We start from the raw sequence: 24,308 nt of genomic DNA, 5'->3' as shown, positions 1-24,308 counted from the left end.
CTCGTCGAAGCCCTTCGGGCACTCCTCGCCGGGGCGGCACCCGAGGAGCGACCGAAGGAAGCGACGAGGCTACACCCGATGATAGGGCGACCCGGCCAGGATCGTCGCCGCACGGTACAGCTGTTCGGCCAGCATCACCCGCACCAGCATATGCGGCCAGACCATCCGCCCGAAGCTGATCGCCAGATCGGCGCGGGCGCGAAGCGACGGGTCCACCCCGTCCGCCCCGCCGATGACAAACGCTGCATCCTGCCGCCCGCCATCGCGCCACTGGGCCAGCACTTGCGCGAATTCGGGGCTGGACAGCGTCTTGCCGCGCTCATCCAGCACGCAGAGGGCCGCGCCCTCCGGGACTGCGCGGGCCAGCAACAGGCCCTCCGCCGTCATCCCGCCGCCTTTCCTGTCCTCGACCTCATGCTCGGTCGCGGGGCCAAGGCCCAGCGGCCTGCCGGTCCGGTCCAGCCGTTGCAGATAGTCGTCCACCAGATCGCGCTCCGGCCCTGCCCGCAGGCGGCCCACGGCGCAGAGGTGCAGGCGCATCAGGCCTTGGCGGCGCGGGTCGCCCCCGCCGGGAGCCACATCTTCTCAAGCTGGTAGAACTCGCGCACTTCCGGGCGGAAGACGTGGACGATCACGTCACCCGCGTCGATCAGCACCCAGTCGCCGGTTTCCTTGCCCTCCATGCGGACCGAAATCCGCATCTCCTGCTTCAGCCGGTCGGCGAGCTTTTCGGAAATAGCCGCGACCTGGCGCGAGGACCGGCCCGAACAGATCACCATGTAGTCGGCCACATCCGACCGGCCGCGCAGGTCGATCTCGACGATGTCCTCGGCCTTGTCGTCGTCCACCGACTTCAGGACCAGGGCCAGGACGTCCTCGGAGCGATGCTCGCCTTCGGCGGTGTCAGGGGTTTTCGGGCGCGGACCGACGGGCAGGCCGGTGGCGGGATCAGAATGCGACAGGAGCTTGTCCTCCAGGAAAGCGCGGACAAGAGGCCCCCGCGCCGGGCCTTGCGGCCAAGCCTAGCACCGGGGCGGCGCAATCTCAACCGAAGGCGGGCCGTTACGCGCTATTCGGCGGCTTGGCAAGGCTGGATCGCCGCCAGCACCTTGGCGCCGAGCAGATCGGCCAGCCTGCCATCGGCGATCAGCGGCAGGAAGGGGCCGCCCTCGCGCACACGGATCAGCACCGATCCGGTGGCGTCCGGGGCGGGGCCATTGCCGATGGCGCAGCCGCCGATGCCAAGCCCCAGCGACCCCTTGGCCGCACCGGTGGCTTTCCAACCGGCGATCTCGGCCTGCAGGGCGCGCATCCGGGGCACATCGGTTTCGGCGATGACGAAGCCCCGCGCGGTCGCGCCCTTGGGCACCACGATGCCGGGCGCGGCATGGTCGGCCAGCTGGAAGCTGCCGCTGCGGTGTTCGGCACCCCGGTCGGCGGAAAGTGCCAGCTTCGCGCTGCCCGGGCTGACGGCAAGACCGGGTGGCAGGATCACCACCAGTTCGATCGCCGCAGGGTCGGCGGTCAGCGGGTCGAAACTGGCCAGCCGCGCGGCGGTGGAGGGGACGATGGCGGAACAGGCGGCCAGGGCCAGGCTGGCGGCAAGGGTCAGGGGGCGGAACATGCGAATCTCCTTTGACGGCGAAGATTTACTGTTATACAATAAATAATCATCACGAAAAGGGGTGACATCGTGCCAGACCACAACCGCCTGCAAAGCCTCTCCGGCCTGCTCTACTGGGTCGCACTGGCCCTGTCGGTCCTGCTGCCGATCATCGTGCTGGTCTATGCGGGGCAGGGCGTCAGCGATCCCGCCTCGCTCCTCTCGCGCGCGCCGATGGTCGCGGCGGGCACCCCCGTCACCACGGCGCAGGCCGGTTTGGTCGCGGCCGTAGCGCTGGTCTCGCTCCTCCCGATGGTCGCGGCCCTGCGCGGGATGGTCCGGCTCTTCGGCGCCTACCGCGCGGGCGAGGTGCTCAGCCGGGACAACGCCGACACCATCCTGCGGATCGGTCGCAACATGCTGCTGGTCGCGGCCTTCACCGTCCTGGTCCCGACGCTGCAGACCCTGATCCTCAGCTGGCACGCCAGCCAGAAGGTGCTTGCCATCGGGCTCGACACCGGCACGCTCGGCTTCCTGATGGCGGCGGGCCTTCTCACCGTGATCGGCTGGGCGATGCGCGAGGCCGCCGAGGTCAAGGCCGAGAACGAAGGGTTCGTCTGATGCAAATCGTCGTCCGCCTCGACGTGATGCTGGCCCGCCGCAAGATGCGCTCGCGCGAATTGGCCGAGCGGATCGGGATCACCGAACAGAACCTGTCGCTGCTGAAATCCGGCAAGGTGAAGGGCATCCGCTTCGACACCCTCGCCGCGATCTGCGCCGTGCTGGACTGTCAGCCGGGCGACCTGCTGGAGGCGGTATCCGAGGCCTGAAGCACGCCCACCGACATATGCCGCTTGCGCCCGAAGCCCGGCTGGCGGCTGACGGCGAACCCCGCCTCGGCCAGCGCCCGGCGGACATGGCCTGCAGCGGTGTAGGTGGCGAAGGTTCCCCCCGGCGCGGTGTGATGCGCCACTTCGGCCATCAGCTCCGCCGACCAAAGCTCCGGGTTCTTCGCCGGGGAGAAGCCGTCGAGGAACCAGGCGTCGGCGTTGCCCTCCCATCGGGCCAGCGTCTCGCGCGCGTCGCCCAGCACGATCTTTGCCGTCAGGTTCGGGAAATGCAGCGTGGTTTCGCCCGCTTCCCATTGCCGCAGGAAGGGCTCGGCCACCCCCAGGGCTTCGGGGAAGGCCGCAAGCGCCCTCGCGATGTCCGGCGCGGGCATCGGGTAGGCCTCGAAACTGGTGTAGGTCAGCTGCCCCGGCCCCCGGTGGGCCAACAGAACCGCCAGCAAATTCAGGCCCGTGCCGAACCCCAGCTCTGCGATCCGGAACCCGTCGCGGAACCGGTCCGGCAACCCGTTCCCGGTCAGGAACACATGCCGCGTCTCGTCCAGGCCCCCGGCCAGAGAGAAATACGGGTCGTCGAAGCGCTGCGAGACCGGGATCGTCTCGTCGCGCCAGTCGAGCGCGGGGGGCTGGTGGGGGCTGGTCATCGGGGGTAGTCCTTTGGCCGGATGTGATGGGCCTGGGGCAGCGGAATGGCAAGGGTAGACGTGACCGTGCGCGGCGGGGGGATCTTCGGCCTCTCGACCGCCTGGGCCTGCCTGAAGCGCGGTGCTGCGGTCCGGGTGGTGGAGGCCGTGGACTGGGGCGCCGGGTCTTCCGGCGGTCTGGTCGGCGCATTGTCGCCGCATGTGCCCGTGGCCTGGAATGCGAAGAAGGCCTTCCAGCTGGAAAGCCTGCTGCTGGCTGGCGACTGGTGGGCGGGGGTCGAGGCGGCTTCTGGCCTGCCTTCGGGTTATGCGCGGCTGGGGCGCCTGCAACCCTTGGCCGACGACCGCGCGGTGGAGGCTGCGCGGCGACGCGAGGGCGAGGCGGCAAGCCTTTGGCAGGGCAGGGCGGAATGGCGGGTGATCTGGGCAACGGGCGAAGCGTGGGAGCCGCAGACCCCCTCCGGCTGGCTGGTGCGCGATACGCTCTCGGCGCGGCTCTCGCCCCGGATGGGGCTGGCGGCCTTGCTTCAGGCGCTGAGGGCCAGAGGGGCCGAGTTGATCCTTGGCGACGGGCGCGACGAGGGCGCGGTCGTCCATGCCACCGGGGTCGCCGGTCTGGCCGATCTGACACAAGCCTTCGACCTGCCGCTCGGCTCTGGCGTGAAGGGTCAGGCCCTGTCCCTGCGCCACGACGCCCGCGACCAGCCGCAGCTGTTCGTCGACGGGCTGCACATCGTGCCCCATGCCGACGCGACGGTCGCCATCGGCTCAACCTCAGAGGCTACATGGACAGGGGACGGCCCCGACGCCCAACTCGACGCGCTGCTGGACAAGGCCATCGCTGCCCTCCCCGCCCTTGCCAAGGCCGAAGTCATCCAGCGCTGGGCCGGTATCCGCCCCAAGGCCGCCAGTCGTGCGCCGCTACTGGGTGCCTGGCCGGGGCGGGCAGGGCACTACGTCGCCAATGGCGGCTTCAAGATCGGCTTCGGCATGGCTCCGAAAGTGGCCGAGGTGATGGCCGATCTTGTACTGGAGGGGCGCGATACCATCCCGCCGGAATTCCGGCTGGACGCGCTGGTTCAGAAAACCGCCCGCCGGTAGGTGATCGAGGTCGGCCGGTCGTAACCGTCATGCGCCGTCCGCCCGACCTCCTCGAACCCCATCTTCTGAAAGGCGGTTTGGTTCTCCACCAGCTCGACCCGTGTCTCCAGTTCCAGCGCGGGAAGCCGCAGGGCGCGGGCGCGGTCCTCGGCGAGGTCGATCAAGCGCCGCGACAATCCCTGGCCCCGGTGGCTGGCCGCAACCGCCAGCTTGCCAAGATACAGCGCCCCCGGTTGCGGCGTCAGGAACACGCAGGCGACAGGTGCACCGATGATCCAGATTTCACCCGCGACCGCCTGCCGGGTCAGTGCCTCGGGCGTCAGCCTGCGCAGCGAGGAGGGCGGGTCGATCCGGCCCTCCATATAGGCAAAGGCCTCGTGCAGAAGCGCAAGGATCGGCGGCCAGAGGGCAGGGTCGGTGGCAAGCTGCGGGGTCATGACGCCAGACTGCGGCACGGCGCGTCCGGCGGCAAGAGTGAGTATTTGGACCAAGAGGAAGCCCGAGGCCCGCAACATCTTGGGGATAACGGGGCAGGGATCAGCCAGATACGGGGGGGCCGGGTTGACTCCGGCACCACCGGGCAGGAACATCGCGCACCCGACTCGTGAGTACCCGCGTGCGCCTGACCAAACTGCGTCTCAATGGCTTCAAAAGCTTCGTCGACCCCACGGATCTGGTGATCCACGAGGGGCTGACCGGCGTGGTCGGGCCCAATGGCTGCGGCAAGTCGAACCTGCTGGAAGCCCTGCGCTGGGTGATGGGCGAGAACCGCCCCAGCGCCATGCGCGGCGGCGGGATGGAGGACGTGATCTTCAACGGCGCCGCCACGCGGGGTGCCCGGCATTTCGCCGAAGTGGCCCTGGTGATGGACAACCAGGAGCGGCTCGCGCCCTCTGGCTTCAACGATTCGGACCAGATCGAGATCGTCCGTCGGATCACCCGCGACGCGGGGTCCGCCTATCGCTGCAACGCCAAGGATGTCCGCGCCCGCGACGTCCAGATGCTGTTCGCCGATGCCTCCACCGGCTCGCATTCCCCGGCTTTGGTGCGGCAGGGACAGATTTCCGAACTGATCAACGCCAAGCCCAAGGCGCGGCGCCGGGTGCTGGAAGAGGCTGCGGGGATCAGCGGGCTCTATGCCCGTCGGCACGAGGCCGAACTGAAGCTGGCCGGGACGGAGCAGAACCTGACCCGCGTCGATGACGTGCTGGAGCAACTGGCGCAGCAATTGTCGGTGCTGACCCGGCAGGCGAAACAGGCCGCTCGCTACCGCGAGATTTCCGAGGAGTTGCGGAAGTCGGAGGGGATGCTGCTCTGGCGGCGCTGGCGCGAGGCGGATGAGGCGCGGTCGGCAGCCGAAGGGGCCTTGCGGGAACGGCTGATCGCCCAGGGACAGGCCGAGGCGGCATCGCGGGGGGGCGGGAAGGCGCGGGAAGCGGCAGAGGATGCCCTGCCGCCGAAGCGCGAGGAGGAAGCGATTGCGTCCGCCATCCTGCAGCGGCTGGTCTTGCAACGCGATGCGTTGGGGGATCAAGAGGCGCGCGCCCTGGCGCAGATCGACGCCCTGCGCGGCCGTATCGACCAGCTTTCCCGCGACATGGAGCGCGAGGCCGGCCTCAACCGCGACGCGGGCGAGGTGATCGAGCGGCTGGACTGGGAGATCGAACAGCTTGCCCGCGCCCATGACGGGCACGAGGAGAAGCTCTCCGAAGCGGTGGAAGCCGCGCGCGAGGCTGGCGCGGTGCTGTCGGAGCGCGAAACCTCACTGTCGGAACTGACCGAGGATGCCGCGCGGCTGGCGGCGCGGCACCAGTCGACCCAGCGGATGCTGGCAGATTCGCGCTCGGTGCTGGACCGGGCGGAGGAGCAGGCTTCTGGCGCACGCGAGGCGGTGACGGCGGCTGCGGAAGCGGTGGAGGCGGCGGGTGAGGCCTTCGAGGCTTCGGAGGAGGCGCAAGAGGCGGCGCTGGCCGAGGGCGAGGCGACCGAAGCCGCGCTGGAAGCCGCCGAGGTCGCGCGGGCCGAGACGCAAGGGAGAGAGGCCGAGGCACGGGCGGCCCGGTCGTCTGCCGAGGGCGAGGCGAATGCGTTGCGGGCCGAAGTCGCCGCACTGGCCCGGCTGGTGGAGCGCGAGGCGCAGGCCGGGCACCAGTTGCTCGACCGGCTGGAGGTGGAGCCTGGCTACGAAAAGGCACTGGGCGCGGCCCTGGCCGACGACCTGCGCGCGCCCGAGGTCGGGGCCGCAGCGCGGTCGGGCTGGGCGGTGCTGCCGGGCTATGACGATCCGCAAGCCTTGCCGCAGGGGGCCGAGGCGCTGACCGCGCGGGTGAAGGCCCCGGCGGTGCTGGCGCGGCGGCTGTCGCAGATCGGGCTCGTCGGTCGTGAAAAAGGTTTTCAGCTGCAAGCTGCGCTACTCCCCGGTCAGCGCCTGGTCTCGGTCGAGGGCGACCTCTGGCGCTGGGACGGGTTCCGAGCCGGGGCCGAGGACGCGCCCTCTGCGGCTGCCCTGCGCTTGCAACAGCTGAATCGGCTGGTGCAGCTGAAGCGCGATCTGGAAGAGGTCGCCGCGCGGGCCGACGGTGCCCGGCAGGCGCATGAGGCGCTGCAGGCCCGGCTGGCGGAACTGGCGACGGCAGACCAGCGCGCCCGCGATGCCCGCCGTGCGGCGGATGCCCGGCTGGCCGAGGCGAACCGGGCGCTGGCGCGGGCCGAGGCCGATCGCTCCATCGCCGGGGGCAAGCTGGAGGCGGCGAAACTGGCGGTCAGCCGGTTCGAGGACGAGACGATGGCCGCCCGAGCCCGGCTGAAGGAGGCCGAGGCGGCGGTGACGGATCTTGGCGATCTGGACGCCGCGCGGGGCGCCGTGGAGGCGGCCAAGATCACGGTCGAAGCCGCGCGGATCACCATGATGACCCGCCGCTCGCATCAGGACGAGGTGCGCCGCGAGGGCGAGGCGCGGGTGCGTCGGCGGCAGGAGGCGGTGAAGGAACTGTCCGGCTGGAAGCACCGGCTGGAAACCGCCTCGCGCCGGACCGAGGAGCTGACCGAACGTCGGGCCGAGACCGGGGAGGAACTGGCCGAAGCGATGCTCGCGCCCGAGGAGATCGCCGCCAAGCGGGATGAGCTGGTCGAGGCGATCGAAGCCGCCGAGGCGCGTCGCCGCAAGGCGGCAGATGCCTTGGCAGAGGCCGAGGGTGCCCTGCGCGATGCCGCCTTGGCGGAACGCGAGGCCGAGCGGCTGGCGGGCGAAGCGCGCGAGGCGCGGGCAAGGGCCGAAGCGCGGCTGGACGCAGCGCGCGAAGGTGTCGCGCTGGCGGCGGAGCGGATTGCCGAGGAGGATGACCGCACGCCGGATGAGCTTCTCACGAGCCTCCGCACCGACCCCGACAAGATGCCCGATGCCGAGACGCTGGACCACGACGTCAGCCGCCTGAAACGCCAGCGCGAGGCCCTGGGCGCGGTGAACCTGCGGGCCGAGGAAGATGCGAAGGCGGTCGAGGCGGAATATGACGCGCTGGCCGCGGAGAAGGCCGATCTGGAAGAGGCGGTCAAGAAACTGCGCGCCGGGATCGCGGGCCTGAACAAGGAAGGCCGCGAACGCCTGCTGACCGCCTTCGAGCAGGTCAACGCCAACTTCTCCACTCTCTTCACCCACCTCTTCGGCGGCGGCGAAGCCCGTCTGGTACTGGTCGAATCCGACGACCCGCTGGAGGCCGGGCTGGAGATCCTCTGCCAGCCGCCGGGCAAGAAGCTGGCGACGCTCAGCCTGCTTTCCGGCGGCGAACAGACCCTGACCGCCCTGGCGCTGATCTTCGGCGTGTTCCTGGCGAACCCCGCCCCGATCTGCGTGCTGGACGAGGTCGACGCGCCCCTGGACGACGCCAACGTGACGCGTTTCTGCGACCTCCTGGACGAGATGACCCGGCGGACCGAGACCCGCTTCCTGATCATCACCCACCACGCCGTGACGATGGCGCGGATGGACCGCCTGTTCGGGGTGACGATGCAGGAGCAGGGGGTCAGCCAACTGGTCAGCGTCGACCTGAAGAAGGCCGAGGCGCTGGTCGCGTGAAGCACGCTATAGGTTTGTTAACCTCGAAGCCTCTACCAATGTCTTGCCGCAACCCTTTGCGGTGGACGGAGGTGAGGAAACTGAACGAAAAAGACTATCGTAAGTGGATGGTGCGGATAGCGGCGGGAACGCTTGCTGTCGCCGCCATCCGGCTTCTGATCGGGGGCTGACCCCGAAAAGAAAGGGACCCGGCGGAGCAGCAACTCCGCCGGGTCTTTTTCAAGGTGAGGACCCTGAACGATCAGAACTATCGCATGCCCAGAATGATGGGCATTCCCTACTAAATTGTAAAGCCCGAAGCGGGCGCATGGTTAACGGCTTGGCAAGCAGAATCAGCCAGAACAGGACGTGAACATACCGTTCTGCCGAGGCACCCCATGCAGATGCTTCTCTCCGCCACCACCATCCTCGTCCTCTTCGCCTGGGCGCAAGAACAGGTCGCAAAGCTCCCTCCCGCCTGGTCGCCCTTCGCCGCGGTCGAGGCTTCCTTCGCCCCCTGACCCCACGATCCTGCGCCGTGGCGAAAACCGCAGCGGCGATGGCGAAAACCGGCGACCCCCTCAGCCGCAACGGGCCTAGAACGGGCCCTGAAGCAGGAGGACCGCCGTGCGCTATTCTGGTTTCCGGGTCATTGCCGAGGCACTTACCGGCCACAAGGGCTGGAAGCCCGTCTGGCGCGACCCCACCCCCCAGGCCGAATATGACTACATCATCGTCGGTGGCGGCGGCCACGGCCTCGCCACGGCCTACTACCTTGCGAAGGAGTTCGGCCAGGCCCGTATCGCGGTGCTGGAGAAGGGCTACCTCGGTGGCGGCAACGTGGGCCGGAACACCACGATCATCCGCTCGAACTACCTCCTCGACGGCAACGAGCCGTTCTACGAATTCTCGCTGAAGCTCTGGGAGGGGCTGGAGCAGGACTTCAACTACAACGCGATGGTCAGCCAGCGCGGGATCATCAACCTCATCCACACCGACGCGCAGCGCGACGCCTTCACCCGGCGCGGCAACGGGATGATCATGCATGGCGCCGACGCGCGGCTTCTCTCCCGCGACGAGGTCCGCCAGATGTACCCCTGGCTCAACTTCGACAACGCCCGCTTCCCGATCAAGGGTGCGCTGATGCAGCCGCGCGGCGGCACGGTGCGGCACGATGCGGTGGCCTGGGGCTATGCCCGCGGCGCCGACCGGCGCGGGGTCGACCTGATCCAGAACTGCGAAGTCACCGGCATGCGGATCGAGAATGGCCGCATTCGCGGGGTCGAAACCTCACGCGGCTACATCGGCGCCAAGAAAGTCGGTGTGGCGGTGGCGGGGTCGTCCTCCAAGGTGATGGCCCATGCCGGGATGCGGCTGCCGATGGAAAGCCACGTCCTGCAAGCCTTCGTCTCCGAGGGGCTGAAGCCGCTGATCGACGGGGTGATGACCTTCGGGGCCGGGCATTTCTACGTCAGCCAGTCCGACAAGGGCGGCCTCGTCTTCGGCGGCGACATCGACGGCTACAACTCCTATGCCCAACGCGGCAACCTGCCGGTGATCGAGGACGTGGCCGAGGGCGGCATGGCCCTGATGCCCGCCATCGGGCGGGTGCGCCTGCTGCGGACCTGGGGCGGGATCATGGACATGTCGATGGACGGCTCGCCGATCATCGACAAGACCGGCATCGAAGGGCTCTATTTCAACGGCGGCTGGTGCTACGGCGGCTTCAAGGCCACCCCCGCAAGCGGCTGGGCCTTCGCGCATCTTCTGGCCAAGGACGCACCCCACAAGACCGCTACGGCCTATCGCTTCGACCGGTTCCTCAAGGGCCTGATGATCGACGAAAAGGGCCAGGGCGCCCAGCCGAACCTGCATTGACGGAAATTATCGAATGATCATTCACCATCCGATCCTCGGCCCCCGCGACGCGCAGGAATTCGTCTATCTCGGCGATGCTTCCCTCATCGACCGGCCCGATGGCATGACCGCGGGCGTCGAGGCGTTCCACGACTATCTCTACCAGCGGACAAACCCGGCGGGCGAACACCGCGAGCTTTGGTATCACGAACAGGGCGACCGGTCCTGGCTGGTTGTCACCCGCAACACGGTGACGCACGAGATCACCAAGGTCGAACTGGCGCGCGATGTGGCGCGCGGGAAGGGGCGGTCGAAATGACCCAGTCGCATCGGATCACAGGCGGCCAGATCGACCGCACCAAGACGCTCCGCTTCACCTTCGACGGCGTGCCCTATCAGGGTCATCCCGGCGACACGCTGGCCTCGGCGCTGTTGGCGAACGGCGTCCGTCTGATGGGCCGCAGCTTCAAGTATCACCGCCCGCGTGGGCCGATCTCCGCAGGCTCCGAAGAACCGAACGCGCTGGTCGAACTGCGCAGTGGCGGGCGGCAGGAGCCGAACACGCGGGCCACGGTGGCAGAACTCTTCGACGGGCTGGAAGCCAACAGCCAGAACCGCTGGCCCAGCCTCCGTTTCGACGCGATGGGGATCAACGACAAGCTCTCCACCTTCTTCGCGGCGGGCTTCTACTACAAGACCTTCATGTGGCCCAAGTCCTTCTGGGAAAAGCTTTATGAGCCGATCATCCGCCGCGCGGCGGGGCTTGGATCGCTGACCCGGCAAGAGGACCCCGACGAATATGACAAGGGCTTCCTGCATTGCGACCTGCTGGTGATCGGGGCCGGTCCCACCGGCCTGATGGCCGCGCTGACCGCCGGGCGGGCGGGCAAACGGGTGATCCTGGCGGACGAGGATTTCCGCATGGGCGGTCGCCTGAATGCCGAGACATTCGCTATCGGCCAGACGCAGGGCGCGGATTGGGCGGCGGGCGTTGTCGCCGAACTGGCCTCGCTGCCGAACGTCCGCCTGATGACCCGCACCACGGTGATCGGTGCCTTCGACCACGGCATCTATGGTGCGGTGGAACGCGTCAGCGACCACCTTGCCGTCCCCGCCAAGGGCAAGCCCCGGCAGATCCTGTGGCGCATCTACGCAGGCCGGGCGATCCTCGCCGCCGGGGCCACCGAACGCCCCGTGGCCTTCGAGAACAACGACCGTCCCGGCATCATGCTGGCGGGCGCGCTCCGCGCCTATGCGAACCGCTGGGGGGCGAAGGCCGGTGAGCGGGTCGCCGTCTTCACCAACAACGACGACGGCCTTCGCACCGCCAAGGACCTGCAGGCGAAGGGCGTCGACGTGGTCGCCGTGATCGACAGCCGCGAGGGTGGCGATCTGCTCCCCGGCGTCCGCCACCTGCGCGGGGCCGAGGTGATCGACAGCTCCGGCAAGCTCAATCTGAAGTCCGTCACCGTCCGCCAGGCGAATGGAAGTTCGGAAACGATTGCCGTCGATGCGCTGGGGATCTCGGGTGGCTGGAACCCGAATGTGAACATCCATTCGCATCATCGTTCCCGCCCACTCTATGACGAAACCATCGCCGCCTTCGTCCCAGGGCAGGACGGCCCGCCCGGCCTGTCCGTCGCCGGAGCCGCCGCCGGGGCTTTCTCCACCCATTCCGCTCTCAAGACCGGTCGCGATGCCGCCATTGCAGCGCTGAGCCTCACCGACACCGCGCCCGACCTGCCGGAAGCCGAGGACGCGCCGACCCGCGTCAGCCCGCTCTGGTTCGTCCACCACGGCAAGGGCCGCGCCTGGATCGACCAGCAGAACGACGTCACCGTCAAGGACGTGAAGCTGGCGCATCAGGAGAACTTCACCTCTGTCGAACACCTGAAGCGCTACACCACGCTCGGCATGGCCACCGACCAGGGCAAGACCGGCAACGTCATCGGCCTGGCCGTCATGGCGGAACTGACCGGTCGCTCGATCCCCGACACCGGCACCACGATCTACCGCCCGCCCTATACCCCCGTCGCCCTCGGCACGCTGGCTGGCCGCTCAAGAGGCAAGGAATTCAAACCCTTCCGTCTGACCCCCAGCCACCACTGGGCCAGCGAACAGGGCGCGATCTTCGTCGAAGTCGGCAACTGGCTGCGCACCCAATGGGTGCCGAAGGCGGGCGAAACCGAATGGCGGCAGTCGGTGGACCGCGAGGTGCTGGCAACCCGCAAGTCGGTCGGCATCTGCGACGTGACCACTTTGGGCAAGATCGACATCCAGGGCACCGACGCGGGCGCTTTCCTCGACCGCGTCTATGCCAACACCTTCAGCAGCCTCGCCGTCGGCAAATGCCGCTACGGGCTGATGCTGCGCGAGGACGGGATGGTCTTCGACGACGGCACCACCGCCCGGATGGGCGAGAACGAATACGTCATGACCACCACCACCGCCAACGCGGTCACGGTGTTCCGCCACCTGGAATTCTGCCGCCAATGCCTCTGGCCGGACATGGACGTGCAGCTCATCTCCACCACCGAGGCTTGGGCGCAGTTCTCGATCGCCGGGCCCAACGCGCGGAATCTGCTGGAGAAAGTCGTCGACCAGGACATCTCCGACGCCGCCTTCCCCTATATGGGCGCGGGCAACATCACCGTCTGCGGCGGCCTCCGCGCGCGGCTCTTCCGCATCAGCTTCTCGGGCGAACTGGCCTATGAAATCGCCGTCCCCACCCGCTACGGCGATGCGCTCCTTCGGGAAATGCTCGCCAAGGGCGCGGAATTCGACCCCATCGTCTACGGCACCGAGGCGCTTGGCGTCATGCGGATCGAAAAGGGCCATGTCGCAGGCGGAGAACTCAACGGCCAGTCCACCGCGCTGAACATGGGCCTTGGCAAGATGGTGTCGAAGAAGAAGGATGCCATCGGCATGGTTCTCAGCCAGCGCGAGGGGATGACCACCGACACCGGCTACCGCCTCGTTGGCGTGAAACCCGTGGACCCGCAGGCCAAGCTGACCGCAGGCAGCCATTTCCTTGAAAAAGGCGCGGCCCCGGTTGCGGCGAACGATGGCGGCTGGCTGACCTCCAAGGTCTACTCGCCGCATCTCGGCTGTGACATCGCGCTTGGCTACCTGAAAGCGGGCGATCAGAAGATCGGCCAGCGGATGCGGATCGTGAACCTGCTGGCGGGCCTCGATACCGAGGTCGAGATCATCTCGCCCCACATGTTCGACCCGGAAGGAGAGCGTCTCCGTGGTTAGTTTGCAGGCATTGACCGCGCTTGGCGCGCGCGGCGCGGCGGTGGTCGAGATCGGCCCGCTGCGCATCACCGAACGGACCGACCTGGCGCTCGCCTCCGTCGCCGCCCGGCGCGGGCGGAGGGCCGAGCTTGCCGCCGCTGCCGAAGCTGCAGGCGTGCCGCTACCCGACGCCGCCCGGCATCAGGCCGGTGCGCCCTACAGCGCCTTCTGGACCGCGCCCGAGATGTGGTTCGTCGAGGCCCCGTTCGGCAGCCACGAGCTGATTGCCGACCAGTTGAAAGCCGCCCTCGGCGATGCCGCCAGCGTCACCGAACAGACCGACGCCTGGGTCGTCTTCGACCTCGCCGCCGCCGACCTGGCGCCGGTGCTTGAACGACTCTGCAACGTCGATTTCCGTGCCGTGCCAAAGGGATACGCGACCCGCACGGTGATGGAACATCTGGGTATCTACCTCGTCAAGCTGGACCAGGGTGCCGTGCGGCTTTACGGCCCGCGCTCCTCGGCGCAAAGCCTGCTGCATGCGCTGGAGGGTGCGGCAGTTTCGACCGGCTAAGGCTTTCGCTTGATAGAGGCCATGTTTCCCGGTAGTGAAATCAATAGTATTGGTTTCATCCGGGATAGTTGTCCATGTCCGACGGCACCGAGATTCATTCGCTTCCGCGCGGCAAGCCTGCCTTCGATCAGGACCCGCACCGCGTCCGCGAGATCACCGAGCGCAATCTTGAAGCTGCCATCGGCCGCGAGGTCAGGAACTTCCGCCGCCAGCAGGGCATGACCGTTGCCGATCTGGCGAATGTCACCGGCCTCTCCATCGGGATGCTGTCGAAGATCGAGAACGGCAATACCTCGCCCTCGCTGACCACGCTGCAGGTGCTGAGCCACGCCTTCTCGGTCCCCGTCACCGCCTTCTTCCGCAGCTACGAGGAACGCCGCGAGGCGCAGCATGTCCGCGCCGGGGAACATGTCGAAATCGAACGCCGCGGCACCCGGGCGGGGCACCAGTACAACCTTCTCGGCCATATCGGATCGAACAATTCCGGCGTGGTGGTGGAGCCCTATATCATCACCCTGACCACCGAGAGCGACACTTTCCCCGCCTTCCAGCACGAGGGGCTGGAGCTTCTCTACATGCTGGAGGGCGAGGTCGACTACCGCCACGGCGACCAGGTCTATCCGCTGAAACCCGGCGACAGCCTGTTCTTCGACGCCGACGCCCCGCATGGGCCCGAAACGCTGGTCAAGCTGCCCGCGCGGTACATGTCGATCATCTGCTACCCGCAGGGCTAGGGTTTCGGCGCGTCCGGGTTGGTCATCTCGGTTTCGACGAAGATCTGCACCTCATCCCCCACGCCCATCTTGCTTCCCGGTTCGGGAATGCCGAAGTCGATCCCGAAGTCCGACCGCTTGATCGTGGTCGCCAGTGAAAACCCCGCCCGCGCGCCCATCGGATCCAGCGGCATGTGCCCCCAGCCGCCGTTATAGGTCGCGGCGAAGGTGGCCGGCCTGGTCACCCCGTTCAGCGTCAGGTCGCCGGTCACATTCGCCGTGTTCGCTCCCGTGACCTCCACTTTGGTCGATACGAACGTCGCTTCGGGATGTGCCGGTGCGTTCAGCAGGTCCACGCCCGAGACGATTGCGTTGAAGTCATAATCCGTCGCCGGGTTGTGCGTTTCCAGCGAGCCGACATCCACCACCGCCGTCACCGACATCGCCTCGGGATGATCCGGATCGAACTGCAAGGTGGCGTCGACCCTGGTGAACAGCGCCATGTATTTCGAGAACCCGAGATGATCGACGATGAACCACAGCCGGGTATGTGCCGGATCGGGCCGGTAGGTCCCGGCCGGAGGCTGGCCGAGGTCCATCTCCTCCTGCGCAAGGGCGGGAACGGCCAGGACGGCGGACAGGATCAGGGCGCGAAGCATGGGTGAACCTTTCGCCTGGAAAAGTTAGCAAGATAGCTAACCGATTTCCCTCCGTCAACCCGTTGCGGCCCCTCATGCAGGGTCATAGGCTGGCAGAAAGGGCAGGGGGGCACGATGGCACTGGTCGAAAGCTTGCAGGCTGCAGTGGGCGCGGCGAACGTGCTGACCGGCCCGGATATGACCCGCTACGCCCGGGACTGGATGGGTCGCTATGAAGGCCAACCCATCGCCGTCGTCCGCCCCGGCTCCACCGCCGAAGTCTCGACTTGCGTGAAGATTGCTGCGCAGCATGGCGTGCCCGTCGTCCCGATCTCGGGCAACACCGGCCTCGTCGGCGGCACCATGACGCGCGGGGGTCTGCTCCTCACTCTCGAACGGATGAACCGCATCCACAAGGTCAAGCGCGACGCCAGACTGGTCATTGCCGAGGCCGGGGTCATCCTCACCCGCCTGCACGAAGCCGCTGAAAGCGAAGGACTTTATTTCCCCCTCTGGTTCGGTGCCCGCGGCTCCGCCATGCTGGGCGGGGTGCTCTCGACCAACGCGGGCGGCTCCAACGTCCTGCGCTACGGCTCCACCCGCGGCCTCTGCCTGGGGCTGGAGGTCGTCCTCCCCGACGGGCGCATCCTCGACCTCATGTCGGAGCTGCACAAGGACAATTCCGGCTACGATCTGAAAAATCTTTTCATAGGCGCAGAGGGCACGCTCGGCATCATCACCGCCGCCGTGATGAAACTCGTCCCCGCGCCCAAGGCCCATGCCACCGCCACCCTCGCCACACGCTCGCTGTCGGATGCGCTGACCCTCCTCAACCGGATGCAGGAAGCCACCGGCAACCGGGTCGAGGCCTTCGAGTTCATGCCCCGCACCTATTCCGAACGCCTGCGCGAAGCGCGTCCCGATCTTGGCCTGCCGTTCGACCATATCCCCGAGGTCACCATCCTGATCGAGGCCGCCACCACCGTCCCCACCGAAGCCGCCCCCGACCCGACCGGCGAAATCCCCCTCGTGACCACGCTGGAAACCATCCTGTCAGAGATGATGGAGGCAGGCCTCGTCACCGACGCAATCCTCGCCCGCAGCGAGCAGCAGCGCCGGGCGATGTGGGCGCGGCGCGAGGCGGCGGCGGAAATCGGCGTCGGCCTGCACCCGGAAGTCGACACCGATGTCTGCCTGCCGCTCGACAAGGTGGAAACCTTCCTGACCGAGGCCCTGCGCCGCCTCGAAGCCCTCGACCCCGGCGCGCGCACCCTGACCGTCGCGCATCTGGGCGACGGCAACCTGCATTTCACCGCCTATCCGACCCGCGACGACAAGATTCTCAAGGACAAGGTGATGGAAACCATCGAAGATGTGGTGGCCGACCTGGGCGGCAGCTTCTCCGCCGAGCATGGCGTCGGGCTTTCCAAGCTGAACTCGATGGCCCGGCGCAAGGATCCGGCGGCGCTGGACGTCATGCGCGCCCTGAAAGCCGCGCTCGACCCCGACAACCGGATGAATCCCGGCAAGGTGATCCCCGGCTGACCTTGCGGCCCCCCGCCGCAGGGTTTAGCCAGTCGCCATGTCCGCCATCACCCTCTGCCTCCGCGACCCGGCCCTCCGCGCGGCTGGCCTCGTCCTTGCCCTGCAGGGCGCCATCGCCTGCTCTTTCGGCCCCTATGTCTCGACTCTCGCCGTCCACACCTTCGGCTTCGGCGACCGGGGCTATGCCACCCTGCTCGCGCTTTCCTCGCTGATCTCGGTCTCCGCCTCGGTCATCGGCGGCATCCGCGCCGACCAGACCGCCAACCGCAGGCAGGTGACGCTGCTCGCCGTGCTGTCGCTGATGCTCGGCACCTGCCTGATGACCGTGACCCCCGGCCCGCTGGTCTTCGCCCTGACCGCCGGGCTTCTGATTCCGGTCAGCAGCATCACCTTCGGCCAGGTCTTCGCACTGGCCCGCCTCGCCGCCACCCGCTACCCCGAGGACAGGCGCGACGGCATCATGGCCGTCATCCGCGCCCTTTTCGCCGCGCCCTTCGTGGTGGTGCTGCCGCTCTGGTCCCTTGCCTTCGCCGCCGGGGCCGAGATCACCCTGATCTTCCCCGTGGGCCTCCTCCTCTCCGCCATCATGCTGCTGGCTGTCCTCCGGCTCTGGCCCACCGACCGCGACGTCCCCTGGGACGACCGTCCCTCCGGCCTGACCTTCCGCGCCGCACTGGCCGAGATGGGCCACCCCCGCATCGCTGCCCGGGTCCTGGCACTGGGGGCCGTGACCGGGGCCTCGACGCTCTACATGGCGATCATCTCGCTGGTCATGGTCGCCGCCGTGGGGCGCGGAACGCAGGACGTGGCGCTCTATGTCGGCCTCGTCGCCGGGCTGGAGGTGCCCTTCATGCTCCTCCTCCCCAGCCTGACCCGGGGCATCCCCCGCACCCGGCTGATCCTGACGGGTGCCGCGCTTTACGGCATCCATGTCGCGCTCTTGCCCGTGCTGGCCGGATCGCCCCTCGTCTGGCTTCTGGTCCTGCCCGCCGCCGTGGGGGGCGCCGTGACCCTCACCGTGCCCATCGCCTACCTGCAAGACCTGCTCGCCGACCGGCCCGGGGCGGGGGCCTCGCTGATGGCGGTGCAGCGTCTGGCGGGCGACGTGATCGCCGCCACCTGCTTTGCCGCTGGTACCACGCTCGCAGGCTACGGTACCGTCGCGCTCCTTGGCGTTGCCGCCTCGCTGATCGGAGCCGCCGCGCTTTGGGCCGCCGACCGGCGCTGAATTGCTGCGCAGCGAAATGGTGAAAATGCTGCATCTTCGCTGCGCAGCAATACCGCAGTATCAATCCCTTACGGCCTGGTTCCCCGCCACCGTCCGCAACTCCAGCTGCAGGATCGCAGGCCCCGGCGCGCCCTCGTCCCCTGAATCATCCGTCAGCGCCACCGCGCCACGCGTCGTCTCGCCGAACCCGGCCTCGGCCAGCGCATCGTCGAAGGCCGTCGCCCCCACCTGCCGCGTCGTGTCCAGCGCGTCCTGCGCCAGATAGCTCAGGTCCTCCACCGGGCTCTGCGGCCTGGCGGGGGTCACCACCACCAGCATCCGCTCCTGCCCCAGCACATCCGCACTGATCTTGAACAACCCCTTCTTCAGCTCGTCCCCCGGCTGCAACCGGCCCGAGAACCAGTGGCTGATCGACCAGTCCGCCCCGATATACAACACATTCACGTCCACCGGCCCCTCGCCGTTGTTCTTCGCCAGCACATGCACCTCGTCCTCGGGGATCAGCACCGGCACCGGGGCGAAGGGCAGGGGGCGCAGGGTCCGGTCCTCGGGCGTGCGGGTCAGCAGCTCCACCTCGACATCCGGGCTCGAGGTGCCCACCGCCCCGGCCAGTTTCATCAGGTTCTGCGCCCGCGCCATCGTGGTCAGCGTATCCGCCAGCACCGCCGCCAGTTCCGCCCCGTCCTTGTCCCCGGTCGAGACCGAGGGCGTCGCCCCCAGGTCCTCGGCCAGCCCGGTCGCGGGCAGCACCCAGATCGCGTCCGGGCGCGGGCTGTCCGGCAGCACCGCGAGCCGCAGATCGGCCTCGGCCTCTGGCGCCACGAAGGCCAGCCGCGGGCCTGCCGCCTCGGTCAACGCGTCCAGCGCCGCCAGCAATTCATCCGCCGGGGCCGACCCCTCGGGCGGCAGCGCCACGGTCAGGGTGAAGTCCAGCGCCTCGTCCAGCTTGCGCAGCGTCACCCCCTTTGGCAGCTCGGCGGGCAGGGTCTTGCCGTCCTTCTCCACCGCCCGACCCACCGAAGAAAACGTCTCCACCGAGGTCAGTTCCACATATCCCAGCGCGTCGGAATCCGCATCCGCCGCCGATCCCATCACCGCCAGCACCGCGCCTTCCGACAATCCGTGCAAAGTCCCCGCCGGGATCACCAGCCCCGCCTCGGTCACTTCCGCCTGCCACTGCGAGACCCGCGCCCCACCCTCGCCACCGAAGACCACCTGATCCAGATCGCCCTCGAACAAGGGCGTCGATTTCGCCAGGTTCTTCACCGCATAGCGCCGCAGCACCTCCTGCCCGACCTGGCCGTAGGTCGCGTTCGGATATTCCGCCAGCACCTCCATCAGCGTCCAGGTGAACACGCCTTGCGGCTTCCGGCCCGGCTTGCCTTTAGGCAGGTTCTTCTCCGGCGTCACCTCGTTGGTCTGCGCCGCGAAGAAAGCCACGAACGACCCCTCGCCCTCGCCTTCATCGAAAGGCGCCTCCACGGCGCGCGGGTCCACCGACCGCGAGACCTCCACCGCATCGACGTCGATCCCCAGCGCCTCCGGCGGCAGTTGCCGCACCCGTACGTCGTCCTCCGCACTCTCCACCGCCCGCGTTGCCGTGCCCGAATGGCAGCTGTCGAACACCGCCCAGACATTCGCCCCCTTGGCGCGCAGCCCGTCGATCAGCGCCCCGATCTCGTCATCGACCAGCGCGTTCTGCACCTCGCCCACGGCGTCGGACCAAGGCCCGATGTCCACCGGCAGGAACAGCTCGTCCAGCCCGTCGAGTTCGGTGGAAGCGTCCTTCGCCGGGGCCTGCGTCCCGTGGCCCGAGAAATGCAGGTAGACGAAATCCCCAGGGCGAACCTCTGCGGTCAGATCGGCGAAGGCCCCCCGGATCGCCCCCAGGGTCGGCGCTTCCGCCCCCGCCACCCCGTCCGACAGCACCGTCACATGGTCCGCCGGAAACGGCACCGGCGCTTCGGTCGTAAGATAGGTCGCCACCAGCTGCACGTCATTCGCCGGGCCTTTCAGCCACCAGCGTTCCTCCAGCGACGGATACTGGTTCGCCCCGATCAGCAGGGCATAATTCTCGCGCGCGAAAGCGGGCAGGGCGGTCAGGCACAGGGCAATGGTGAAAAGTGTTTTCATCAGTTTGTCATCAACGCATAATCGGCCCCCACCGGGCCCTTGTTGTCCACCTTCAGCGTGAAGCTACCGCCCGTGGCCGGGGTCCAGCCGCAATAGGCGATAGGGCTGATATCGGTATCCGAACACACCAGCCGCCCCTTGTCGTCATAGACGCCAAGGTTCAGGTTCGTCGCCGCCTTCGCCTCGACATAGACCTCGGCATATTCCCCGCCCCGGAACTCGATTGGCGGATAGGTGTCGCCCTTGCCGTTGCTTAAGCTGCCGATGTTGTAGACCGGGCCAGAGGCGACGCCCTTGGTCGCCTCCACCTTCGCATCCTCGATCAGGCCCAGCAGCACGGCATCATCCCCCGCCAGCGCCTCGGCCGAGGCGAGCATCTCCTCCCACCCCAGCGGGGCACCCTCACCGGCCACCCCCTCCACCGCCGCCCGATCCCCCGCCACCGGCGCCAGCTCCTTGCGCAGCTTTGCCGCCGACAGGATCAGCAGCGGATCGCCCGCCTCCACCCCCGCCGCATAAAGCCGCGCTGACAGTTCGGCCACCTTCACGGGTGAGGGCGTTTCGGCGAAAGCGGGCAGGGTCATCAGGGCGGTGGCAAGCAGGAAACGGCGCATGGGGAAACTCGTCTGGCTTTTGTCAGCCCCGACCATGCGGCGCGGCTTCCCGCCTGTAAATGCAAGATTTCTTCATGACAGCCTTTGTCACGTGCCCCGCCAGACCCGCCCCGATACCAAGACCCCATCGAGGCAGTTCAAGGGTTTCACGAATGCAGGCGAAAGCAGAAAAGCGGCAAAGACCGCTCGTCATCGAGGCGCTGGCCGCGCTTCTGGTCCTGGTGCTGGCGGCGATTGTCAGCCCCGCCAGTGCCGCGCCGCTGGACGCGGCGATGGACAAGGTCTTCACCGTCCGCTCCAGTGACGCCGAGGACCGCTTCCTCGGCTCCGCCTTCGTCTGGACCGACGGCACCGTCGCCGTGACCAACGCGCATGTCGTGGGCCAAGCCGAGGAAGTCCGCCTGATCGACCGCCACGGCACCGAGACGACCGCCCTCGTCATCGCCCGCGACCCGGTGCGCGACGTGGCCGTCATCTCGCTGCCCACCGCCACGGCAGGCCTCCAACTCGCCTCTGACGCCCCGCAACTCGGCGACGAAGTCTTCGCCCTCGGCGCCCCCCTCGGCATCGAGTTCACCCTGACCGAAGGCCGCATCTCCACCCTCGCCCGTCAGACCGACATCGCCGTCCCCATGCTGATGCTGCAGCACGACGCCGCCGTGAACCCCGGCTCCTCCGGCGGCCCCCTGGTCGATGCCGAAGGCCGCCTTCTCGGCATGAACTCCCAGATCGCCGATGGCAGCCGGATGTTCGTCGGCATCGCCTATGCCATCCCGACCGCCGAGCTTGACCGCATCGTCAACGGCCTGATCGAGGAAACCCTGCCGCCCTTCCCGACCCTCGGCCTCACCGCCCGCCCGGTAGACCGCCAGATCGCCGAGGCACTGGGAACCGACGCCCAAGGCCTGCTGATCGACGCCGTCGCCCCCGGCGGCCTTGCCGAAACCTCCGGCCTGAAGCCGGGAGACATCATCACCCAGGCTTCCGGCACCACCTTCACCCAACCGGGAGACTTCGCCTTCGCCATCGAATCCGCCAGCGCCGACGGCGAGGCCACCCTCACCCTCCACCGCGCCGGGCAGGAACTGACCCTGACCCTCGCCCTCACCGCCCCCGAACCCACCGGCCTGCGCACCCGCGACATCGCCCGCGCCCCCGCCACCGTCGCCTCCTACACCCTCACAGCCCTTGGCGTGACGCTTGACCCGGCAGGCACCGTGACTGCCCTCACCGACAACTCCCCCGCGCTCCTGGCAGGCCTCGCGAAAGGCGACCGCATCCTCGCCATCAACGGCGCCCCGCAGGACCTTGCCGCCTACCAACTCACCGCCCCCGCCCTCCTCCTGCTGGAGGCACCCGGCGGCGCGACCCGCCACATCCGGCTCGACCCCTGGCACGCCCCCGAAGGCGTTCGCCCGGTCGGCGGGGCGAATGTGCTTGACCCCGACGTGGTCGTGTTTTGAATGGACCCGACATGGACCGCATCCTGATCATCGAGGACGACCCCGAGACCGCCGCCGCCGTCCGCGCCGAGGCCGAGGCGCTTGGCTGCGCCACCGACCACCGCGACACGCTGGACGCCGGGATCGAGGCCGCCACCTCCAGCCGCTACAACGTCATCGTCCTCGACCGCATGCTTCCCGGCGGCGACGGGGTGGACGCCATGGCCCGCATCCGCGCCGGGGGATCGACCGCGCTGATCCTGATCCTCTCGGCCCTCGGCCGGGCCGCGAACCGGGTCGAAGGGCTGGAAAAGGGTGCCGACGACTACCTGCCGAAACCCTTCGAGCCCGAGGAACTTCGCGCCCGCCTCCGTGCCTTGCTCAGAAGGGGCACGATCCAGGTCCTCGACAACGACCTTCTGGCCTTCGGTGACCTGGAAATCCGCATGAAGGCCCGCACTGTCCATGTGAAGCGCGCCCATGTCGCCGTCAGCCCCAAGGAATTCGAGCTGATCACCTATTTCGCCCGCAACGCAGGCCAGGTCGTCACCCGGATGCAGCTTCTGGAAAACGTCTGGAACCTGCATTTCGACCCCGGCACCAATGTGGTCGACGTCCATGTCGGTCGCCTGCGCCGCAAGCTGGAGGAAGCCGGATCGCAGGCGATCCAGACCGCGCGGGGCGAGGGCTACATCTTCGCCCCCCTCCCGGCCCCGGCGTGACCACGGCGAAACCTATCGCCGCCCGCGCCACCCTGCGCCTTGCCGCGGCGATGGCGCTGGCCGTGACCATCCTCTCCCTCGGCGCGATGGCCCTGCAATACCGGCTTGTCGAATCCCGCCTGATGGCCGCCCAACGCAGCCTCCTCGCCGCCGACCTCGACGGCCTCGCCGCCCTCTACGACCAGCGCCGGATCATCGCGCTGCGGCAAGCAATCGACTACCGCGCCACCGCCGCCACCGGCGACGAGATGCTGCTTCTGATGGACCGGACCGGCACAACCCTCGCCGGAACCCGGCAAGACTGGCCCGCCAACCTCGCCCCCGCAGGCGAAGGCTACACCAGCGACAACGCCACCACCTTCACCGAAGGCACGACCCGCTGGCTTGCCGTCGCCCGCACCCTGCCCGGCGGCTTCCCCCTCCTCGTCGCCCGCAGCCTCGCCCCGGTCGACGACACCCTCGCCGCCCTGCGCCGGGGAATGCTCGGCCTCCTCGGCGCGCTTCTCGTCGCTGGCGGCGTGGTCGGAGGCCTCGCCGCCCGCTCGGTCATGGCCCGCATCAACCGCATCAACGCCCTCGCCGACCGCGTGGCCGAAGGTCAACTGGACGCCCGCTTGCCGGGAGACCGCTCCGACGACGAATTCGGCCTCCTCGAAACCCATGTCCACGCGATGCTCGACCGCATCCAGAACCTGAACCGCGCCACGCATCGCCTCTCCGACACCATCGCCCACGAACTCCGCACCCCCCTGAACCGGATGCTGCAGAAGCTGTCGAAGATCGAAGGCCAACCCGACCTCACCGCCGACCTCAAGGCCGAGATGCGCCAGGCCATCCGCATGTTCGACTCGCTCCTCGACATCAGCCGCGCCGAGGCCGACCAGGGCACCGGCGGCGGCCTTGTCCCCGTCGACCTCTCCACCGTGGCCGCTGAAGTCTGGGACCTCTACGACGCCCTCGCCGAGGACAAGGGCCTGCAAACCGAAGCGCAGATCACCCCCGACCTGCAGATCCTCGGCGACCGCAACCTGATCGCGCAGGTCCTGTCGAACCTCCTCGACAACGCCATCAAATACTGCGCCCCCGACGACCGCCTGACCCTGACCGTCACCCCCGACGCCGACCGCATCCTGATGCGCGTCGCCGATACCGGGCCGGGCCTGCCCGACGCCCTCAAACCCGAAGCCTTCGACCGCTTCACCCGCGCCGAGCGCGACCGCAGCACCCCCGGCCACGGCCTCGGCCTCGCCCTCGTCCGCGCCATCGCCGCCCGCCACGGCGCCCGCCTCACCCTCCCCGAGACGCCGAAGGGTTTCGCGCTTGAAATCCGCTGGCCAAGGCTGCAGCAATCGGACTGA

23 protein-coding genes are annotated in these 24,308 nt (G+C 68.3%); 15 read left to right on the top strand and 8 right to left on the bottom strand.

Annotated features, from left to right (window positions below; genetic code table 11):
• Positions 1–69: 69 nt before the first annotated feature.
• From rlmH to ACE3P6_RS05900, 3 genes are all read right to left on the bottom strand, one after another.
• Positions 70–540, bottom strand: coding sequence for a 23S rRNA (pseudouridine(1915)-N(3))-methyltransferase RlmH (gene rlmH, locus ACE3P6_RS05910; protein ID WP_374392637.1), 471 nt, complete (start codon positions 538–540; stop codon positions 70–72).
• Entirely contained in the window at positions 540–869 is a 330-nt protein-coding gene (gene rsfS, locus ACE3P6_RS05905; RefSeq protein ID WP_374374599.1) for a ribosome silencing factor, read from the bottom strand. The genes rlmH and rsfS overlap by 1 nt, the downstream gene beginning before the upstream one ends.
• Positions 870–1,069: 200 nt before the next feature.
• Positions 1,070–1,624, bottom strand: a complete 555-nt coding sequence (locus tag ACE3P6_RS05900; protein ID WP_374392635.1) for a hypothetical protein — start codon at positions 1,622–1,624, stop codon at positions 1,070–1,072.
• 69 nt (positions 1,625–1,693) lie between these two features.
• Here ACE3P6_RS05900 and ACE3P6_RS05895 point away from each other — a divergent pair, with 69 nt between their 5' ends.
• Both ACE3P6_RS05895 and ACE3P6_RS05890 read left to right on the top strand, forming a co-directional pair.
• On the top strand, positions 1,694–2,224 hold the full coding sequence (locus ACE3P6_RS05895) for a DUF2975 domain-containing protein (protein WP_374392633.1): 531 nt from the start codon (positions 1,694–1,696) through the stop codon (positions 2,222–2,224).
• The gene (locus ACE3P6_RS05890) at positions 2,224–2,433 is read left to right on the top strand and encodes a helix-turn-helix domain-containing protein (protein WP_374392631.1); all 210 of its coding nucleotides are present in this window, start codon (positions 2,224–2,226) and stop codon (positions 2,431–2,433) included. Before ACE3P6_RS05895 ends, ACE3P6_RS05890 begins: the two co-directional genes overlap by 1 nt.
• Here ACE3P6_RS05890 and mnmD read toward each other — a convergent pair.
• On the bottom strand, positions 2,394–3,095 hold the full coding sequence (gene mnmD / locus ACE3P6_RS05885) for a tRNA (5-methylaminomethyl-2-thiouridine)(34)-methyltransferase MnmD (protein ID WP_374392628.1): 702 nt from the start codon (positions 3,093–3,095) through the stop codon (positions 2,394–2,396). The two genes, ACE3P6_RS05890 and mnmD, sit on opposite strands and share 40 nt — an antisense overlap.
• Positions 3,096–3,140: 45 nt before the next feature.
• On the opposite strand from mnmD, the gene ACE3P6_RS05880 reads away from it, so the two are divergent.
• The gene (locus ACE3P6_RS05880) at positions 3,141–4,196 is read left to right on the top strand and encodes an NAD(P)/FAD-dependent oxidoreductase (protein WP_374392625.1); all 1,056 of its coding nucleotides are present in this window, start codon (positions 3,141–3,143) and stop codon (positions 4,194–4,196) included.
• Here the strand turns inward: ACE3P6_RS05880 and ACE3P6_RS05875 are convergent.
• Positions 4,175–4,633: a GNAT family N-acetyltransferase gene (locus tag ACE3P6_RS05875; protein ID WP_374392622.1), complete on the bottom strand. Its 459-nt coding sequence runs from the start codon at positions 4,631–4,633 to the stop codon at positions 4,175–4,177. The two genes, ACE3P6_RS05880 and ACE3P6_RS05875, sit on opposite strands and share 22 nt — an antisense overlap.
• Before the next feature lie 179 nt (positions 4,634–4,812).
• On the opposite strand from ACE3P6_RS05875, the gene smc reads away from it, so the two are divergent.
• The 7 genes from smc (at position 4,813) to ACE3P6_RS05840 (ending at position 14,649) form a co-directional block, all read left to right on the top strand.
• The gene (gene smc / locus ACE3P6_RS05870; RefSeq protein WP_374392619.1) at positions 4,813–8,268 is read left to right on the top strand and encodes a chromosome segregation protein SMC; all 3,456 of its coding nucleotides are present in this window, start codon (positions 4,813–4,815) and stop codon (positions 8,266–8,268) included.
• Between the two features lie 377 nt (positions 8,269–8,645).
• Entirely contained in the window at positions 8,646–8,768 is a 123-nt protein-coding gene (locus ACE3P6_RS05865; RefSeq protein ID WP_374392617.1) for a hypothetical protein, read from the top strand.
• A 106-nt stretch (positions 8,769–8,874) separates the two neighbouring features.
• Complete coding sequence (locus tag ACE3P6_RS05860; protein WP_374392614.1) at positions 8,875–10,125, top strand: sarcosine oxidase subunit beta family protein; 1,251 nt, start codon at positions 8,875–8,877, stop codon at positions 10,123–10,125.
• Between the two features lie 13 nt (positions 10,126–10,138).
• Positions 10,139–10,423, top strand: coding sequence for a sarcosine oxidase subunit delta (locus ACE3P6_RS05855; RefSeq protein WP_374392612.1), 285 nt, complete (start codon positions 10,139–10,141; stop codon positions 10,421–10,423).
• On the top strand, positions 10,420–13,362 hold the full coding sequence (locus tag ACE3P6_RS05850; protein ID WP_374392609.1) for a sarcosine oxidase subunit alpha family protein: 2,943 nt from the start codon (positions 10,420–10,422) through the stop codon (positions 13,360–13,362). The genes ACE3P6_RS05855 and ACE3P6_RS05850 overlap by 4 nt, the downstream gene beginning before the upstream one ends.
• Complete coding sequence (locus ACE3P6_RS05845) at positions 13,355–13,915, top strand: sarcosine oxidase subunit gamma (RefSeq protein WP_374392606.1); 561 nt, start codon at positions 13,355–13,357, stop codon at positions 13,913–13,915. Before ACE3P6_RS05850 ends, ACE3P6_RS05845 begins: the two co-directional genes overlap by 8 nt.
• A 74-nt stretch (positions 13,916–13,989) precedes the next feature.
• Positions 13,990–14,649: a helix-turn-helix domain-containing protein gene (locus tag ACE3P6_RS05840; protein WP_374392604.1), complete on the top strand. Its 660-nt coding sequence runs from the start codon at positions 13,990–13,992 to the stop codon at positions 14,647–14,649.
• Here ACE3P6_RS05840 and ACE3P6_RS05835 read toward each other — a convergent pair.
• Positions 14,646–15,287, bottom strand: a complete 642-nt coding sequence (locus ACE3P6_RS05835; protein ID WP_374392602.1) for a YceI family protein — start codon at positions 15,285–15,287, stop codon at positions 14,646–14,648. The two genes, ACE3P6_RS05840 and ACE3P6_RS05835, sit on opposite strands and share 4 nt — an antisense overlap.
• 114 nt (positions 15,288–15,401) lie before the next feature.
• Here ACE3P6_RS05835 and ACE3P6_RS05830 point away from each other — a divergent pair, with 114 nt between their 5' ends.
• Both ACE3P6_RS05830 and ACE3P6_RS05825 read left to right on the top strand, forming a co-directional pair.
• Positions 15,402–16,811: an FAD-binding oxidoreductase gene (locus ACE3P6_RS05830; RefSeq protein ID WP_374392601.1), complete on the top strand. Its 1,410-nt coding sequence runs from the start codon at positions 15,402–15,404 to the stop codon at positions 16,809–16,811.
• 37 nt (positions 16,812–16,848) lie between these two features.
• Positions 16,849–18,039, top strand: a complete 1,191-nt coding sequence (locus ACE3P6_RS05825; protein ID WP_374392598.1) for an MFS transporter — start codon at positions 16,849–16,851, stop codon at positions 18,037–18,039.
• A 60-nt stretch (positions 18,040–18,099) separates the two neighbouring features.
• Here ACE3P6_RS05825 and ACE3P6_RS05820 read toward each other — a convergent pair whose 3' ends face one another.
• Together ACE3P6_RS05820 and ACE3P6_RS05815 are read right to left on the bottom strand one after the other, a co-directional pair.
• On the bottom strand, positions 18,100–20,172 hold the full coding sequence (locus tag ACE3P6_RS05820) for a caspase domain-containing protein (RefSeq protein WP_374392596.1): 2,073 nt from the start codon (positions 20,170–20,172) through the stop codon (positions 18,100–18,102).
• The gene (locus ACE3P6_RS05815; protein ID WP_374392594.1) at positions 20,172–20,786 is read right to left on the bottom strand and encodes a hypothetical protein; all 615 of its coding nucleotides are present in this window, start codon (positions 20,784–20,786) and stop codon (positions 20,172–20,174) included. The genes ACE3P6_RS05820 and ACE3P6_RS05815 overlap by 1 nt, the downstream gene beginning before the upstream one ends.
• A gap of 152 nt (positions 20,787–20,938) precedes the next feature.
• Here ACE3P6_RS05815 and ACE3P6_RS05810 point away from each other — a divergent pair, with 152 nt between their 5' ends.
• Genes ACE3P6_RS05810 through ACE3P6_RS05800 form a run of 3 tightly spaced genes read left to right on the top strand, consistent with a single transcriptional unit; the run spans position 20,939 to position 24,308 of the window.
• Positions 20,939–22,249: a trypsin-like peptidase domain-containing protein gene (locus ACE3P6_RS05810; protein WP_374392592.1), complete on the top strand. Its 1,311-nt coding sequence runs from the start codon at positions 20,939–20,941 to the stop codon at positions 22,247–22,249.
• An 11-nt stretch (positions 22,250–22,260) separates the two neighbouring features.
• Positions 22,261–22,950 carry a response regulator transcription factor gene (locus tag ACE3P6_RS05805; RefSeq protein ID WP_374392589.1) on the top strand — a complete coding sequence of 230 codons (690 nt, stop codon included), beginning with the start codon at positions 22,261–22,263 and terminating at the stop codon, positions 22,948–22,950.
• Positions 22,947–24,308, top strand: coding sequence for an ATP-binding protein (locus tag ACE3P6_RS05800; protein WP_374392585.1), 1,362 nt, complete (start codon positions 22,947–22,949; stop codon positions 24,306–24,308). The genes ACE3P6_RS05805 and ACE3P6_RS05800 overlap by 4 nt, the downstream gene beginning before the upstream one ends.

This window comes from Tabrizicola sp. (assembly GCF_041911175.1).
In the GTDB taxonomy this organism is placed as follows: domain Bacteria; phylum Pseudomonadota; class Alphaproteobacteria; order Rhodobacterales; family Rhodobacteraceae; genus Tabrizicola.
Note: the sequence above shows the minus strand (reverse complement) of the source record. Positions and strands in the feature narration are given on the sequence as shown.

Coding starts and splice junctions, on each gene's coding strand:
- rlmH (WP_374392637.1), bottom strand. CDS start 540: ATGCGCCTGCACCTCTGCGCCGTGGGCCGCCTGCGGGCAGGGCCGGAG.
- ACE3P6_RS05820 (WP_374392596.1), bottom strand. CDS start 20,172: ATGAAAACACTTTTCACCATTGCCCTGTGCCTGACCGCCCTGCCCGCT.
- ACE3P6_RS05900 (WP_374392635.1), bottom strand. CDS start 1,624: ATGTTCCGCCCCCTGACCCTTGCCGCCAGCCTGGCCCTGGCCGCCTGT.
- mnmD (WP_374392628.1), bottom strand. CDS start 3,095: ATGACCAGCCCCCACCAGCCCCCCGCGCTCGACTGGCGCGACGAGACG.
- ACE3P6_RS05840 (WP_374392604.1), top strand. CDS start 13,990: ATGTCCGACGGCACCGAGATTCATTCGCTTCCGCGCGGCAAGCCTGCC.
- ACE3P6_RS05880 (WP_374392625.1), top strand. CDS start 3,141: ATGGCAAGGGTAGACGTGACCGTGCGCGGCGGGGGGATCTTCGGCCTC.
- ACE3P6_RS05835 (WP_374392602.1), bottom strand. CDS start 15,287: ATGCTTCGCGCCCTGATCCTGTCCGCCGTCCTGGCCGTTCCCGCCCTT.
- ACE3P6_RS05805 (WP_374392589.1), top strand. CDS start 22,261: ATGGACCGCATCCTGATCATCGAGGACGACCCCGAGACCGCCGCCGCC.
- ACE3P6_RS05810 (WP_374392592.1), top strand. CDS start 20,939: ATGCAGGCGAAAGCAGAAAAGCGGCAAAGACCGCTCGTCATCGAGGCG.
- ACE3P6_RS05890 (WP_374392631.1), top strand. CDS start 2,224: ATGCAAATCGTCGTCCGCCTCGACGTGATGCTGGCCCGCCGCAAGATG.
- ACE3P6_RS05815 (WP_374392594.1), bottom strand. CDS start 20,786: ATGCGCCGTTTCCTGCTTGCCACCGCCCTGATGACCCTGCCCGCTTTC.
- ACE3P6_RS05875 (WP_374392622.1), bottom strand. CDS start 4,633: ATGACCCCGCAGCTTGCCACCGACCCTGCCCTCTGGCCGCCGATCCTT.
- ACE3P6_RS05850 (WP_374392609.1), top strand. CDS start 10,420: ATGACCCAGTCGCATCGGATCACAGGCGGCCAGATCGACCGCACCAAG.
- ACE3P6_RS05825 (WP_374392598.1), top strand. CDS start 16,849: ATGTCCGCCATCACCCTCTGCCTCCGCGACCCGGCCCTCCGCGCGGCT.
- ACE3P6_RS05855 (WP_374392612.1), top strand. CDS start 10,139: ATGATCATTCACCATCCGATCCTCGGCCCCCGCGACGCGCAGGAATTC.
- ACE3P6_RS05830 (WP_374392601.1), top strand. CDS start 15,402: ATGGCACTGGTCGAAAGCTTGCAGGCTGCAGTGGGCGCGGCGAACGTG.
- ACE3P6_RS05865 (WP_374392617.1), top strand. CDS start 8,646: ATGCAGATGCTTCTCTCCGCCACCACCATCCTCGTCCTCTTCGCCTGG.